The organism is Leclercia sp. Marseille-Q4284, assembly GCF_916618945.1.
GTDB classification, from domain to species: domain Bacteria; phylum Pseudomonadota; class Gammaproteobacteria; order Enterobacterales; family Enterobacteriaceae; genus Enterobacter; species Enterobacter tamurae.
Map to the genome: position 1 here is coordinate 2,049,536 of NZ_CAKAKG010000001.1, position 15,674 is coordinate 2,065,209.

Annotated in this window: 12 protein-coding genes and 1 other RNA gene; 3 read left to right on the forward strand and 10 right to left on the reverse strand. The window is 57.3% G+C overall.

Annotation, left to right across the window (positions count from 1 at the left end; translation table 11 throughout):
- Positions 1–220 precede the first annotated feature (220 nt).
- On the forward strand, positions 221–457 hold the full coding sequence (locus tag LG383_RS09595) for a major outer membrane lipoprotein (RefSeq protein ID WP_012017161.1): 237 nt from the start codon (positions 221–223) through the stop codon (positions 455–457).
- Positions 458–520: 63 nt separating this feature from the next.
- On the opposite strand, the gene LG383_RS09600 is transcribed toward LG383_RS09595, so the two are convergent.
- The 9 genes from LG383_RS09600 to LG383_RS09640 form a co-directional block, all read right to left on the reverse strand.
- The gene (locus tag LG383_RS09600) at positions 521–1,522 is read right to left on the reverse strand and encodes a L,D-transpeptidase family protein (protein WP_225758985.1); all 1,002 of its coding nucleotides are present in this window, start codon (positions 1,520–1,522) and stop codon (positions 521–523) included.
- Positions 1,523–1,619: 97 nt separating this feature from the next.
- Positions 1,620–2,036 (reverse strand): cysteine desulfuration protein SufE, encoded by a 417-nt coding sequence (sufE, locus tag LG383_RS09605; RefSeq protein ID WP_166182252.1) that lies wholly within the window; start codon positions 2,034–2,036, stop codon positions 1,620–1,622.
- Between the two features lie 13 nt (positions 2,037–2,049).
- Positions 2,050–3,270: a cysteine desulfurase SufS gene (sufS, locus tag LG383_RS09610; RefSeq protein WP_225758986.1), complete on the reverse strand. Its 1,221-nt coding sequence runs from the start codon at positions 3,268–3,270 to the stop codon at positions 2,050–2,052.
- Complete coding sequence (sufD, locus tag LG383_RS09615) at positions 3,267–4,538, reverse strand: Fe-S cluster assembly protein SufD (protein WP_225758987.1); 1,272 nt, start codon at positions 4,536–4,538, stop codon at positions 3,267–3,269. Before sufD ends, sufS begins: the two co-directional genes overlap by 4 nt.
- Positions 4,513–5,259, reverse strand: a complete 747-nt coding sequence (gene sufC / locus LG383_RS09620; protein WP_106993656.1) for a Fe-S cluster assembly ATPase SufC — start codon at positions 5,257–5,259, stop codon at positions 4,513–4,515. The genes sufD and sufC overlap by 26 nt, the downstream gene beginning before the upstream one ends.
- A gap of 16 nt (positions 5,260–5,275) precedes the next feature.
- Positions 5,276–6,763 carry a Fe-S cluster assembly protein SufB gene (gene sufB / locus LG383_RS09625; RefSeq protein WP_225758988.1) on the reverse strand — a complete coding sequence of 496 codons (1,488 nt, stop codon included), beginning with the start codon at positions 6,761–6,763 and terminating at the stop codon, positions 5,276–5,278.
- 8 nt (positions 6,764–6,771) lie between these two features.
- Complete coding sequence (sufA, locus tag LG383_RS09630; protein WP_106993654.1) at positions 6,772–7,140, reverse strand: Fe-S cluster assembly scaffold SufA; 369 nt, start codon at positions 7,138–7,140, stop codon at positions 6,772–6,774.
- 723 nt (positions 7,141–7,863) lie between these two features.
- Entirely contained in the window at positions 7,864–8,274 is a 411-nt protein-coding gene (menI, locus tag LG383_RS09635) for a 1,4-dihydroxy-2-naphthoyl-CoA hydrolase (RefSeq protein ID WP_225758989.1), read from the reverse strand.
- On the reverse strand, positions 8,271–11,327 hold the full coding sequence (locus LG383_RS09640; RefSeq protein WP_225758990.1) for an FAD-binding and (Fe-S)-binding domain-containing protein: 3,057 nt from the start codon (positions 11,325–11,327) through the stop codon (positions 8,271–8,273). Before LG383_RS09640 ends, menI begins: the two co-directional genes overlap by 4 nt.
- 207 nt (positions 11,328–11,534) lie before the next feature.
- On the opposite strand from LG383_RS09640, the gene ydiK reads away from it, so the two are divergent.
- Both ydiK and rprA read left to right on the forward strand, forming a co-directional pair.
- On the forward strand, positions 11,535–12,647 hold the full coding sequence (ydiK, locus tag LG383_RS09645; RefSeq protein ID WP_225758991.1) for an AI-2E family transporter YdiK: 1,113 nt from the start codon (positions 11,535–11,537) through the stop codon (positions 12,645–12,647).
- A gap of 188 nt (positions 12,648–12,835) precedes the next feature.
- Positions 12,836–12,946, forward strand: an RNA gene (rprA, locus tag LG383_RS09650) — antisense sRNA RprA.
- Positions 12,947–13,058: 112 nt separating this feature from the next.
- Here the strand turns inward: rprA and ppsA are convergent.
- Positions 13,059–15,437 carry a phosphoenolpyruvate synthase gene (ppsA, locus tag LG383_RS09655; protein WP_225758992.1) on the reverse strand — a complete coding sequence of 793 codons (2,379 nt, stop codon included), beginning with the start codon at positions 15,435–15,437 and terminating at the stop codon, positions 13,059–13,061.
- Between the last annotated feature and the right edge of the window lie 237 nt (positions 15,438–15,674).

Here is a 15,674-nt window from a genome sequence, read left to right on the forward strand (position 1 = left end):
CGGGTTTTTCTATTTAACGGGCACGTAATCTAAGATGAATCCGATGAAAATTGTCTGTTTTTGCACAATATTTTTCACGAAATAGTCAAAACAGGTGTTTCTTTGAGCGAACGATCAAAAATAGGCATATTCCCATCAAAAAAATATTCTCAACCTAAAAAACTTTGTGTAATACTTGTAACGCTACATGGAGATTAACTCAATCTAGAGGGTATTAATAATGAATCGTACTAAACTGGTACTGGGCGCGGTAATCCTGGCTTCTACTATGCTGGCTGGTTGTTCTAGCAATGCTAAAATCGACCAACTGTCTTCTGACGTTCAGACTCTGAACGCTAAAGTTGACCAGCTGAGCAACGACGTGAACGCAATGCGTTCTGACGTTCAGGCTGCTAAAGACGACGCAGCACGCGCTAACCAGCGTCTGGACAACCAGGCTACTAAATACCGTAAGTAATAGTACCTGTGTTAATAAAATGGCGCACATTGTGCGCCATTTTTTTTTGCCCCGTATTTCGCTTTACTGAATCGCCTGTTCATGCCCGCCTTCCGGCAAGCGACTGTTCTGCGCTGACAAGCTACCGCTCTGTACCTGCGACTCGCCACCTGCCGAGACCACCACCGGGATCCCCGCCCGACGCGCCAGGGCTTTATTCACCAGCTGTTTATCGCTTCCGTCCTGCGTGATAAACGAGCTTAGCCCGGCAGATTGCGCGATGGTCAGGGTTTGTGGGTTTTCCCCCTCCGCCGTCGCCAGCGGACGATGCACTTCAACATAGCGCTTACCGTCCGGCTCCACCGAGAACTTCACCGGCTCATTGATGATCTGCACCCGTGTACCCACCGACGCCTGGGCGAATAGCGCCTTGATATCCGCGGCATTCATACGCATACAGCCGGAGCTGACGCGCAGCCCGACGCTATCCGGTGCGCTGGTGCCGTGAATGAGGTATTCGCCGTTACCCACGCCCAGACGCATTGCAAAGCGCCCTAACGGGTTATTGGGCCCTGCCGGCACCACCGGGGGCAGTTTGATGCCCTGCTCCAGCGAGCGCGCTCTGATGCCCGCTGTGGGGGTCCAGGTTGGATTGGGGATTTTCTGGCTGATGCGGGTGACGGTGACCGGTGTATCCAGCCCCAGTTGACCAATGCCCAGCGGATAGACCTGGACGCTGTTTTCACCCGGCGGATAGTAGTAAAGCCGCAGTTCTGCCAGATTCACCACAATCCCTTCACGTGGGGTGTCCGGGAGCAACATTTGCGAGGGAATAGTGATTACCGTGCCCGGGGCCGGGTAGACCGGGGCGATGGTATTATTGGTTTCGAGTATTAAGTGCGCAGCGGTATTAAACCGGCGCGCAATGGCCTGCAGGTTATTATCCCCTTCCTGAATGACATACGTCTGGTTTTGCCCGATAAGCCGACTGCCCGCCGGTGGCAAGGGATAATCCATCGCCAGGGCGCTATTAATCGCGCTGAGCGAACCAAAGAAAATGAGAGAGACCAGGGACGCGCGCTTCATACTGAGATTCCTTATTCACTGACTGAACGTCAGAAAGCTGAAAAACCCACGAGGCGGGAACCGCCTCGTGAAACAGAATGATAGCTGTCTGGTAAGTTTAGCTAATGTTGGCGGCTTTGGTGCGGATTGCGCGGATCATTGCCTCAAGCCCCTGAGAGCGGGAAGGCGTTAAATGCTGGGCCAGCGCCATTTTTTCAAACCACGGGCGCACATCAAAGGCGACAATATCCTGAGGGGACATCTGCTGATATAAAATAAACACGACAGCAATAAGGCCTTTCACTATTGCCGCATCACTGTCGCCCGCTAATTCAATCATTCCGGCGTCATTCTGGTGCATTATTATCCACACCTGGCTCTGACAGCCCTGAATACTGTTTTCCGGGCTGTGCGCCTCCTGGCTCAACTCAGGCAGACGCTGCCCCAGCTCAATAATGTAGAGGTATTTCTCTTCCCAGTTTGCGCAACGCGTAAAGTTACGCAGCAATTTGTCTCTGTCTGGCAACGCAGCCATCTTTTCCCCTCTTTCAGCCCAGCAGATGGTGGATACGTTTCAGCCCTGCCACCAGTCTGTCGACCTCTTCCATTGTGTTGTACATCACCAGCGATGCGCGGCACATCGCCGGTACCTGATAGAACGCCATCAGCGGCATGGCGCAGTGGTGTCCGGTGCGCACCGCCACCCCGTAGTTATCGAGAAAACTGCCGACGTCATAGGCGTGGTGTTTCCCCAGATTAAAGGCGATCACCCCCTGACGATTTGCGGGGCCATACAGGGTCAGATCCGGCACGCTGGCCAACTCTGCCAGCGCGTAGTGCATCAGCGTCTGCTCATATTCGGCAATGGCATCCAGGCCAATGGACGAGACATACTCTATCGCCGCCCCGAGGCCGATAATCCCCCCGGTGTTGGGCGTCCCGGCTTCAAAACGCCAGGGCGCCCGGGCGTAGGTGGTGCCTTCGCTCAGGCTGACGGTAGCGATCATCGATCCGCCCCCTTCCCACGGTGGCATCTTCTGCAGGATGTCGTCTTTAACGTACAGCACGCCGATCCCGGTCGGGCCGTACAGTTTGTGCCCGGAGAAAACGTAGAAATCGCAGTCCAGCGCCTGCACGTCCACGGTGTGGTGCATCACCGCCTGGGCCCCGTCCACCAGCACTTTTGCGCCGACCTGGTGCGCTTTAGCAATGATCTCCGCCACCGGGTTTTCGGTACCCAGCACGTTGGAGATTTGGGTGAGGGTCACCAGCCGGGTGCGCTCGTCCAGCAGCGTTTCCAGCCGTTCGAGCTGGAGCGTGCCGTCCTGATTGAGCGGGATCACCCGCAGTTCGGCTCCGACGCGTTCGCACAGCATCTGCCACGGGACGATATTAGCGTGGTGCTCCATCTGGGTGATGATGATGTTATCCCCCGCATGGACCTCGGCACTGCCCCAGCTGTTGGCCACCAGGTTGATCCCTTCGGTGGTGCCGCGGACAAACACCAGCTCTTCCGGGGAGCGGGCATTCAAAAACGCCGCCGCCCGGGTACGGACGTTCTCCATCCGCTGCGTGGCTTCGGCGCTGAGGGTGTGGATCCCCCGGTGCACCGCGGCATAACCGTGCCGGTAAAACTCTGCCTCGGCCTCGATCACCTGCGCGGGCTTTTGCGCGCTGGCGGCGCTGTCGAGATAGGCAAGCGGCAGACCGTTCACTTCACGGGTCAGGACCGGAAAATCCGCCCGCACTCTCTCTACAGGAAAACTCATGCCACACCTCCAGGCAGACGCTGACCGATACGCGCCAACACCTGCTGTCTTAAGGTTTCATCCCAGAGCGCTTCGGTCAGCTCGGCGGCAAAGGCGTAGATGATCATCTTCTCTGCCGCCTGCTTGTCGATCCCGCGGGAGCGCAGATAGAACATCTGCTCGTCATCAATCCGTCCCACCGTTGCCCCGTGGCTGCACTTCACATCATCGGCATAGATCTCCAGCTGCGGTTTGGTGTCCACCTCCGCCAGCCGACCCATCAGCAGATTGTTGTTGGTCATCTGCCCGTCGGTTTTGATGGCATGCTGCGCCACGTTAATCAACCCGTTAAAGACCGCCCGGCCCTTATCGCTGACGATGGTTTTGTGCAGCTGACGGCTGTTGCAGTAGCCCTTGTTGTGCTCGAGCCAGGTGCGAGTGTCGCACACTTCGGTTTTCACCGGCATCGCCAGGCTGTTAATACGCAGCGTGGTGTTTTCGCCGTTCAGCTGGGTGCTGGTGTTATGGCGCAGTACCGCCCCACCCAGCAGGAAGCTGTGGCTGTAGGCCGCCGCATCGGCGGCAAGCAGCAGATCGTTATGGGCGAAGTGATGGCTTGCCGCATTCTCAAACGCCAGCTTGATATGGTGCAGCTGAGCGTTGGCCGCCACGTTCATGGTCAGGCGCGAGCCGGTGAAGTGCCGTGCCGGGGTCAGGCTGGCGTAGTGTTCCACAACCGTCGCCTCCGCCCCTTCGCCCAGTTCCAGATGGTGACGATAGTGGGCGGTGTTGATCTCCTCCCCGTCGAGCCCCTGGGTGATATGCATCAGCAGCAGCGGCTTCGCCGGGCGTGTATTCCGCTTCACGCGGATATGGGTCACGCTCTGGGCCAGGCTCTCGGTGAGGTGCAGAAACAGCTCCGGCTGCACCGGTGCCGCCAGGCTCTGACGCTCATCATTAATAATGACCTCAAACCCGCTATCGTCAGGGCTGTCGCTCAGTTCGGGGCTAAAGCGCCCGTCCACAAACACCAGCCGGGTGGCATCAAGGCTCAGCGCCAGTGCATCCCGATCGGCGGAGGTTACGCTGGCAGGCCGGGTAACGAACTCGCCGTTGAGCAGCCCGTCCAGCGGGGTGTATTTCCAGTTCTCATGCTTACGCGTCGGCAAGCCGAGGCGCAGCATCTGCTGCAGGTGCTGCTGGGCTTGCTCAGAGCGCGTCCCGCCCTGGGCCTCAAACAGACGGTGCCACTGCTGCAGCGCGTTACTGCTGTTCGCTAAGCCAGCCATAGCCCTGCTCCTCCAGCTGTTTCACCAGCGTGAAATCACCGGATTTCACAATCCGCCCCTGATAGAGCACATGCACGTAGTCCGGCTTGATGTAATCGAGAATACGCTGGTAGTGAGTGACGATGATGAATGACCGCTTGCCGTCACGCAGGGCGTTGACGCCGTCGGCGACAATCTTCAGGGCGTCGATATCCAGCCCGGAGTCAGTTTCATCGAGAATGCACAGCTCCGGCTCCAGCACCGCCATCTGCAAAATGTCGTTACGCTTCTTCTCCCCGCCGGAGAAACCAACGTTGACCGAGCGGGTGAGCAGGTCTTCTGGCATCTTCAGCAGCTGGATCTTCTCTTCCATCAGATCCTGAAAATCAAAGCGATCCAGCTCCTCTTCGCTGCGGTATTTGCGCACCGCATTCAGCGCGGTCTGCAGGAAGAACTGGTTGCTGACGCCCGGGATCTCCACCGGATACTGGAAGGCCATAAAAATGCCTTCCCCCGCACGGTCTTCCGGTGACATCTCCAGCAGATCTTTACCCTTAAAGTCTACCGAGCCGCCCACCACTTCGTAATCTTCGCGCCCGGCAAGGGTCGCCGAGAGCGTACTTTTCCCTGAGCCGTTCGGCCCCATAATGGCGTGGACTTCGCCCGGACGAACCTCCAGGCTCAGGCCGCGCAGGATCGCTTTATCTTCCACACTGACCTGCAAATCTTTAATGCTTAACATGTGCTTTCCTTAATCCTTAACCGACGCTGTGTTCAAGGCTAATCGCCAGTAATTTCTGCGCTTCAACGGCAAATTCCAGCGGCAGTTCAGAGAACACATCCTTACAGAAGCCGTTCACGATCATTGAAATCGCATCCTCTTCGCTGATGCCGCGCTGCAGGCAGTAGAAGAGTTGATCTTCCCCGATCCGCGAGGTGGTTGCTTCGTGCTCCAACTGGGCGCTGTTGTTCCGGCACTCGACGTACGGGAAGGTATGCGCCCCGCAGTCCGGGCCAATCAGCATTGAGTCACACTGGGTAAAGTTGCGCGCGTTAGTCGCCGTCGGCATGATCTTGACCAGTCCGCGGTAGCTGTTCTGGCTTTTACCCGCCGAGATCCCTTTCGAGATGATGGTCGATTTAGTGTTCTTGCCGATGTGGATCATCTTGGTGCCGGTGTCGGCCTGCTGATGTCCGCTGGTAAGCGCCACCGAGTAGAACTCGCCGATGGAGTTATCCCCGCGCAGAATGCAGCTTGGGTATTTCCAGGTGATGGCCGAGCCGGTTTCCGACTGGGTCCAGGACATCTTGCTGTTTTCGCCTTCGCACAGGGCGCGCTTGGTGACGAAGTTCAGAATGCCGCCGGTATTGTTATCCCCCGGGAACCAGTTCTGCACCGTCGAGTATTTTACCTCGGCGTCTTTATGGATGATCACTTCCACAACCGCCGCGTGCAGCTGATAGCTGTCGCGAACCGGGGCGGAACAACCCTCGATATAGCTGACGTAGCTGCCCTCATCCGCCACCAGAATGGTGCGTTCAAACTGACCGGTCTTCTCGGCGTTAATGCGGAAATAGGTTGAAAGCTCCATCGGGCAGCGCACGCCCTTCGGCACATAGATAAAGGTGCCGTCGGAAGCCACCGCCGCGTTGAGCGCCGCAAAGAAGTTATCGTTGCTGGGCACCACGGTGCCGATGTACTTCTTCACCAGTTCCGGGTGGTCGTGGATGGCTTCGCCAAAGGAGCAGAAGATGATCCCCTGCTCGCCCAGCTTTTCCCGGTAGGTGGTGGCCACCGAGACGGAGTCGAAGATGGCATCTACCGCCACCTCACGCCCTTCCCGCACCGGCACGCCGAGCTGCTCGAAGGCCTCTTCCACCTCTTTGCTTAAATAGGCGTTGGCCCCGGTCTGCTGCACCGCACCCGGTTCCGAGGCGCAGGTGTCGTCGCAGTTGCCGCACGACGGCGCCGAGTAGTAGCTGTAATCCTGATAGTTCAGCTTGTCGTAGTGCGCCTTCAGCCAGTGGGGCTCTTCCATCTCCAGCCAGGCTTTAAAGGCATTGAGACGGAACTCCAGCATCCAGTCAGGTTCATTACGTTTTGCAGAAATGGCGCGGATGACCTCTTCATTGATCCCTTTTGCCAGCTCATCGGTCTGCAATTGGGTGAAGAAGCCCTCTTTGTAATTAATGTGGCCGCCGGACCAGGTGTTGACGTCGTCACTTGCTTCAGTATGTCGAGACATAATACCGCCTATACCCCAAAACTTTCGCCGCAGCCGCATTCGTTCTGGGCTTTCGGGTTATTGAATTTGAATAACTGGTTTAAGCCTTCGCGCACGTAGTCCACTTCGGTACCGTCAATAAACGGCATCGCCTGCAAGGGGACATAGAGTCGGGCGCCGTCCTGCTCAAAAAGCAGATCGTCCTTAGCCGGTTCGCTGACGGTATCCAGAACATAACCAAAACCGGCGCACCCGGTCGTCTTAACGCCTAACCGCACGCCCAGCATGCCCGCCTGCTTGCTCACCAGCTCGCGAATATGCGCCGCTGCGGCAGGTGTAAGCGACAATCCACGCCACGCAAATTCCGTCGGATCAAATGTTTCTGAATGCTGTTGCATATATTCACCTCTTGTAGTGCGCCCCCAGGGCATAACACCATGTTAGTGATAATGATTATCACTTCAACCCCTCAGTTGCAGGGGCATTCGGCTTAACCGCCCTTTTTGGCTACTTTCATTAAGCATAGACCCTGCTACGGGGGTTAACAGGGTTGATCACATTTACTTAAACGACTGATAAAAAGCGTTATTTCCCCGTTATTCGCGGCTGAATGGGATAAATGCAAAATATGTATAGAAAATGCCTATTTTTGAGATAGGGAGTTGGCCGACGCGGCTGCTCATACCTGTAAGCGTATTCTGAAAGGGCCGGGGCACTGGCGATGGATGGCCTTCGGGTGCGCTATCCTTGCCTTACAGGACCAGCATCAGGAGGGGATATGCTTACTGCACTATTGATAGTCGCCATCCTTACCGTGGTCATTACGGGTCTGGTTATTGTGTCTGCCATGCAGGATGTAAGAGACGATTACTGAAGGGAAAAGATCGCGAGTGGGGTGCACAAAAAAGAAAGCCCTTAAGACTACCGGAGGTAATCTTCAGGGCTTCTTGCTCCATCCGGCGCTTATCTCCGGCACTCATACTGGCTTAGCTCTTGAAGGAGCATAGGAATAGTCTCATAAACTTTGAGGCGCGAATTAACATAAATTGCTGCCCGCCAGGAAGCGCTGCAATTTCAACAAGATAGAAAGAGAAAAAAGGCCGCTGTCGCGGCCTTTCGTTTTATACCACCGCGGTGGTCAGCCGCGACGAGCAGCACAGACGCTGCTGTTCATCGAAGATGTCAATCTGCCACACCTGATGCCGCCCGCCGGTATGCAGCGCGCGACAGACACCACGTACCCGCCCGCTGCGCACGGAACGGATGTGGTTGGCATTCACCTCCAGCCCCACCACCTTCTGCTCCCCTTCGGTACAGAGATAGCCTGCCACCGAGCCCAGGGTTTCGACCAGCACTACTGACGCGCCGCCGTGCAGCAGGCCAAAGGGCTGATGGGTACGGCTGTCCACCGGCATGGTCGCCTCCAGCTCATCCTCGCCGATGCGGGTAAACTGAATGTCCAGCAGCCCCACCATGTTCCCGTCGCTCATGGCGTTTAGCGCCTGCAGGGTCACCGCACGTTTCCAGATCATCCCATAATCTCCAGTAAGGCCTGCAATGGATGGCGCACGCCGCTACCCTCGACGCGCTTGACCTGGCTGCGACACGAATAGCCGGTCGCCAGACAGCGATTGCGCGGCAGGCGCTGCATCGCCTGGTGCCAGGAGAGCTCATAGATCCCCAGCGAGTTTTTATGATTCACCACCTCATGGCCGTAGGTTCCGGCCATGCCGCAGCAGCCGACGCTCACGCTCTCGAGCTTCGCGCCAAAGCGAGCAAAGATCGTCGCCCACTGGGCAGGCGCGCCCGGCAGCGCGGTCACTTCGGTGCAGTGGCCGAACAGATACCAGGATTCGCCGCTGGTCTCCTGGGCAGTTTGCGTTTCGACAATCGTCGGGAGCCACTCATGCACCAGCATCACGTGGAATTCGCCACGCTTGTCGCCGAGGGTCTGCTTGTACTCGTCGCGGTAGCAGAGCACCAGCGCCGGATCGACCCCGACCATCGGCATTCCCAGCAGCGCCACCCGGCTGAGGAAGTCAGAGGTTTTTTGCGCCGTTTTGGCGAAACGATTGAGGAATCCTTTGATGTGCTGGGCTTTGCCGTTCGGTGAGAATGGCAGGAGTACCGGCTGATAGCCTAACCGCTCGACCAGGCGAATAAAGTCAGCCACCACCTGCGCATCGTAATAGCTGGTAAAGGGATCCTGCACCACCAGCACAGTTTTCGCTTTTTTCTCCGGACTCAGGGCTTCCAGTTGCTCCAGAGTCAGATTGGCGGAGCGGTGGCCCACCAGCTGACGCTGCAGGGACGGGGTGGAGAGCAGCGGCAGGTCAATCATGCCGATATGCTTCTCGGACAGCTTGCGCACCAGCGGCTGGTTGATAAAGAAGTTGAAGGTCTTCGGTGCGCGGGCCATCAGCGGGGCATAGCTCTCAACCGTCGCCACCAGGTGATCGCGCACCGGGCGCAGGTAACGGCTGTGATAGAGCTGCAGGAAACGCGAGCGGAACTCCGGCACGTCGATCTTAATCGGGCACTGGGTGGAGCAGGCTTTACAGGCGAGACAGCCCGACATCGCCTCTTTCACTTCGTGGGAGAAATCGTACTCCCCTTTGCGCGCATGCCAGCTGTTGCGGGTGCGTTCGACAAGGGTGCGCAGGCTGGCGCGTTTTTCCGGCAACTCTTTCTCCAGCGCCAGGGGATCCACGCCGCGGTCGGCCAGCAGACGCAGCCACTCGCGCACCAGCGTCGCACGCCCTTTCGGGGAGTGGATACGGTTGCTGGTGATCTTCATTGACGGGCACATCGGGCTTTTGGCATCGAAGTTAAAGCACAGGCCGTTGCCGTTACACTCCATCGCGCCGCGCCAGGAGGCGCGCACCGCAATCGGGATCTGACGATCGAAGGTGCCGCGTTTAACCGCGTCCACCTGCATCATCGGGGCATCGACGCCCGCTGGCGGGCAGATTTTACCCGGATTAAGGCGGTTGTCCGGATCGAAGGCCGCCTTGATTTTGCGCAGCTCGCCAAACAGCGCCTCGCCAAAGAAGGCCGGGCTGTACTCTGCGCGGAACCCTTTCCCGTGCTCGCCCCACAGCAGACCGCCGTACTTCGCGGTGAGCGCGACGACCTCATCGGAAATCCGCTTCATCAGCATCTCCTGCTGCGGATCGCACATGTCCAGCGCCGGACGAACGTGTAGCACCCCGGCGTCGACATGGCCGAACATGCCGTAGCTCAGGCCGTGGCTGTCCAGCAGGGCGCGGAATTCCACAATGTAGTCGGCAAGGTGTTCCGGCGGAACGCAGGTATCCTCGGCAAAGGGGATCGGCTTGGCTGCGCCTTTGGCGTTACCCAGCAGGCCCACCGCTTTTTTACGCATCGCATAGATACGCTCGATACCGGCCAGCTCGTTGCACAGTTGCCAGCCAATCACTCCGCCCTCGCCCCGGGCGATCAGCTCGTCCAGCCGCTGGCACAGGGCATCGACCTGGCTTTCGATAAGCGCAGCGTCATCACCGGCAAACTCAACGATATTCAGGCCCAGCATCTCTTTGTCGGGCACGTCGGTAATCAGCTCGCTGACCGAGTGCCAGACGATATCTTCCCGCGCCAGGTTGAGCACTTTCGAGTCGACGGTTTCAACCGACAGCGCGCGGGCATCCACCATAAAGGGAGCGTTGCGCAGCGCGGAATCAAAGGAGTTGTACTTGACGTTCACCAGGCGGCGCACTTTTGGCAGTCGGGTGATGTCGAGACGCGCTTCGGTGATAAAGGCCAGTGTGCCTTCGGAACCGGTCAGGATGCGGGTCAGATCGAACTGGCTCAGGTCGTCATTAAAGACGTGGCGCAGATCGTAGCCGGTCAGGAAGCGGTTCAGTTTCGGGAATTTATCGATAATCAGCTGACGGTTATCACGGCAGCTCTCCAGCACGGTGCGGTAGATGCGTCCGGCGGTGGTGTTGTCCTTGCCGAGCGTCTCGGCCAGTTCGACCGGCACGGGCTGGGTATCAAGGATATCGCCCCCCAGCAGCACCGCCCGCACGCCAAGGACGTGATCGGAGGTTTTGCCATACACCAGCGAGCCCTGACCCGAGGCGTCGGTGTTGATCATCCCGCCGAGGGTGGCGCGGTTACTGGTCGAGAGCTCCGGGGCAAAGAAGTAGCCGTAGGGCTTCAGATACTGGTTGAGCTGATCCTTGATCACCCCGGCTTCTACCCGCACCCACCCCTCTTCCGGGTTGATCTCGATGATGCGGTTCATATAGCGGGACATATCGACAACGATGCCGGTGTTCAGCGCCTGGCCGTTGGTGCCGGTGCCGCCACCGCGGGGGGTAAAGATCAGCGAAGCGAAACGCTCCTGGGAGGCCAGACGGGCCAGCAGGGCCACATCAGCGGTAGAACGGGGAAACACGACGGCATCGGGAAGTAGCTGGTAGATACTGTTGTCGGTCGCCATAGTCAGCCTGTCGGCATAACTGGTGGCGGTATCGCCGGTAAAACCCTGTTGCTCCAAAGCCTGCAAAAAATTGACCACCAGCTGAACGACGCCAGGTGCCTGAGAAATTTGTGGGATCATTACTGTCGACCCTGCCCCATCTGAATTGTTGTAGATAATCGTTTGCGTTGTATCTCACATTTTGTATCACATTTTATTCATATGCGCCCGACAGAATTACAGGCAGAATCAGCCTGTTAAAAATCGCTGAAATCACTAATGATTAGAGTGATGCGGTTTCCTGTTCTCACCGGCCTTTCCGGTGTATTTCAAAGGTAAATTTCAACTATGGTCAATCGACACCAGCCCAGGGACGTTGCACAAGTTTTGCTGTCGGTGCTGTTTCTGGCAATCATGATTATTGCGTGTCTGTGGATTGTTCAACCCTTCATTCTTGGCTTCGCCTGGGCGGGGACGGTGGTTATCGCCACCTGGCCGCTTTTTCTCCGGCTGGAGCGTTTGCTGTTTGGTCGCCGTGCGCTGGCCGTGCTGGTAATGACGCTGCTGCTGGTGCTGCTGTTTGTTATTCCTGTCGCCTTACTCGTTAACAGCCTGGTGGACGGCAGCGGTCCGCTGATCGCTAACTTCACCAGCGGGGAGATGACGCTCCCGACGCTGGACTGGCTGAACGACATTCCGCTGATTGGCGATAAGCTCTATGCAGGCTGGCATAACCTGCTGGACATGGGCGGCAGCGCGATCATGGCAAAAGTGCGGCCCTACATTGGCGCAACCACCACCTGGTTTGTCGGTACCGCCGCACACCTGGGCCGCTTTGTGGTCCACTGCGTGTTGATGCTGCTGTTCAGCGCCCTGCTCTACTGGCGCGGCGAGCAGGTGGCGCTCGGGGTTCGTCATTTTGCGACACGTCTGGCGTCGGCCCGTGGCGATGCGGCGATGCTGCTGGCGGCGCAGGCCGTGCGCGCGGTGGCGTTAGGCGTGGTGGTAACGGCGCTGGTGCAGTCGGTGCTGGGAGGGATTGGTCTGGCGATCGCCGGCGTGCCGTACGCCACCCTGTTTACGGTGCTGATGCTGTTAACCTGTCTGATGCAGCTGGGTCCATTGCTGGTACTGGTCCCGGCGATTGTCTGGCTCTACTGGAGCGGTGATACCACCTGGGGCACGGTGCTGCTGGTCTGGAGCTGCGTGGTGGGTACGATGGATAACGTCATTCGCCCAATCCTGATCAAGATGGGTGCCGACCTGCCGTTAATCCTGATCCTCTCCGGCGTTATTGGCGGCTTGATTGCCTTCGGGATGATCGGTCTGTTTATCGGGCCGGTGCTGCTGGCGGTCTCCTGGCGGCTGTTCTCCGCATGGGTGCAGGAAGTGCCGCTCCCGCCAACTGACCCGGATGTCCTGCTCCAGAGGCTTCAGGACGAGCGAGAGCTGAGAAAGTAATTTCCCTCGTTCTGGTGGGTTCGCCCACCAGAATGTTAAGCGCCACTTATCATTTGGATTTCCCTTAAGCGCGGCTTAACCCGCTTTTATCTGCAATTGCCTCATTCCCCTCATAAAATCTTCACTTTCTTTAAACTATTGAGACGAATCTGATCGACGCAAAAATTCACCATGCCTACTATTAGGTCACGGTTATGAATCAACAACACCTTGATTTATAAGCATGGAAATCCCCTGAGTGAAACAACGAATTGCTGTGTGTAGTCTTTGCCCGCCTCCCACGGTGGGCTTTTTTTTATCCAGAATTCGGCAACTATAAAGAAAAACTCGTCATTACAGCGGGTTAGTGCGCTCTGAATAAAAAAGGCGAGGACCGAAGTCCTCGCCTTTATGCGTTGCAGAAACGTGACGTTACTTGTTCAGTTCCGCCAGGCTCAGCCAGGTCTGCACCACGGTGTCCGGGTTCAGGGACAGACTGTCGATCCCCTCTTCCATCAGCCAGGCTGCAAAGTCTTCATGGTCGGAAGGTCCCTGACCGCAGATGCCAACGTATTTACCCTGTTTCTTCGCCGCGCGGATGGCCATCGACAGCAGCGCTTTCACCGCTTCGTTACGCTCATCAAACAGCGCAGAGACTACGCCAGAGTCACGGTCCAGACCCAGCGCCAGCTGCGTCATATCGTTGGAGCCGATAGAGAAGCCGTCGAAGTGTTCCAGGAACTGATCGGCCAACAGGGCGTTGGACGGGATCTCACACATCATGATGATTTTGAGCCCGTTCTCGCCGCGCTTCAGCCCCTGACGGGCCAGCTCGTCGACAACCGCTTTCGCCTGATCGACGGTACGCACAAACGGCACCATGATCTCGACGTTGGTCAGCCCCATGTCGTTGCGCACGCGTTTCACCGCCTCGCACTCCAGCGCAAAGCAGTCGCGGAAGCTGTCAGAGACATAGCGACCGGCGCCGCGGAAGCCCAGCATCGGGTTCTCTTCTTCCGGCTCGTAACGCTCGCCGCCTACCAGGTTGGCATATTCGTTAGATTTGAAGTCGGAAAGACGCACAATGACGCGTTTCGGGTAGAAGGCTGCGCCCAGAGTGGCGATCCCTTCGGTCAGACGGCCAACGTAGAACTCTTTCGGCGAGTCGTAACCCTTCATCATCTCGCGGATCTCTTTCTGCAGCTTCGGATCCTGGTCGTCAAACTCCAGCAGCGCGCGCGGGTGAACCCCGATCATGCGGTTGATGATGAACTCCAGACGCGCCAGGCCAACGCCTTCGTTTGGCAGACAGGCGAAGTCAAAGGCGCGGTCCGGGTTACCGACGTTCATCATGATCTTCAGCGGCAGATCCGGCATGGTGTCCACGCTGGAGCTCTTCACGCTAAAGTCGAGGATCTCGGCGTAGACGTAGCCGGTATCGCCTTCGGCACAGGAGACGGTCACGTTCTGATCGTCCTTCATGCGCTCGGTGGCGTCACCGCAGCCCACCACGGCCGGGATACCCAGCTCGCGGGCGATGATCGCTGCGTGACAGGTACGCCCGCCACGGTTGGTGACAATCGCCGCCGCCTTTTTCATGATCGGTTCCCAGTCCGGGTCGGTCATGTCGGTCACCAGCACGTCGCCCGGCTGGATACGGTTCATTTCGCTGATGTCATGGATGACTTTCACCGGGCCAGCGCCGATGCGGTGGCCGATGGCGCGGCCTTCCGCGATGATGTTGCCCTGGGCATGCAGCGTATAACGCTCCATCACCTGACCGCGGGAACGCACGGTTTCAGGTCGCGCCTGGACGATAAACAGTTTGCCGGTGTTGCCATCTTTGGCCCACTCGATATCCATCGGACGGCCATAGTGCTTCTCGATCTGCACTGCCTGCTTCGCCAGCTCCTGCACTTCGGCATCGGTCAGCGAGAAGCGGTCGCACTGCTCCTGCGGCACATCTTCAATCCGCACCTGCTTGCCATGCTCCTGAGTCGGAGCATAGATCATGCGGATTTTTTTCGAGCCCATGGTGCGACGCACGATAGCCGGGCGATCCGCTGCCAGGGTTGGCTTGTGAACGTAGAACTCGTCCGGGTTAACGGCACCCTGCACCACCATCTCGCCCAGACCCCAGGCGGAGGTGATAAAGACCACCTGATCGAAGCCCGACTCGGTATCAATAGAGAACATCACGCCTGACGAGGCCAGATCCGAACGCACCATGCGCTGCACGCCAGCCGACAGCGCCACGCCGCGGTGGTCATAACCCTGATGCACGCGGTAGGAGATCGCGCGGTCGTTAAACAGGGAGGCAAACACATGTTTTACTGCCACCAGCACGGCATCGTAGCCCTGCACGTTGAGGAAGGTCTCCTGCTGCCCGGCGAACGAGGCGTCCGGCATATCTTCTGCGGTAGCAGAGGAGCGCACGGCAAAGGAGGCCTGCGCATCATCAGCAGAGAGCTGGTTGTAGGCGTCGTGAATGGCTTGTTCCAGTTCAGGCTGGAAAGGTGTATCGATGATCCACTGACGGATTTGGGTCCCGGCCTTTGCAAGCTCAGAGACATCATCAATGTCCGTGTTATCCAGTAGTTCGTAAATGCGCTGGTTTACGCCGCTTTGGTCCAGAAAATAGTTAAAGGCATCGGCGGTAGTCGCAAATCCATTCGGTACGGAGACACCCATACTGGACAGATTCGTAATCATTTCACCCAGGGAGGCATTTTTGCCTCCAACTCTGTCTACATCATTCATGCCGAGTTGGTTATACCAAAGCACCAGCGGTGACGAGCCATTGTTGGACATCGAAACAATCCTTTTGTGATATATGAACGGGTTTTAAGAAACTCCTTACTGCGTATTTATACTGTCATATTTATTCGCGCTAAAAAAACGGTGAATCGTGTAAGCACTTTTATTTTTTAGCTTTTCAGACTGTTCCCGCTTAAATCCTAACCTGATGATTCTTATGGAATCCCACAAAAAAACTCAGACTTTAGGGTGATTTTGAAAAATGAAACACCCCTTTCATTAAAAATAAAA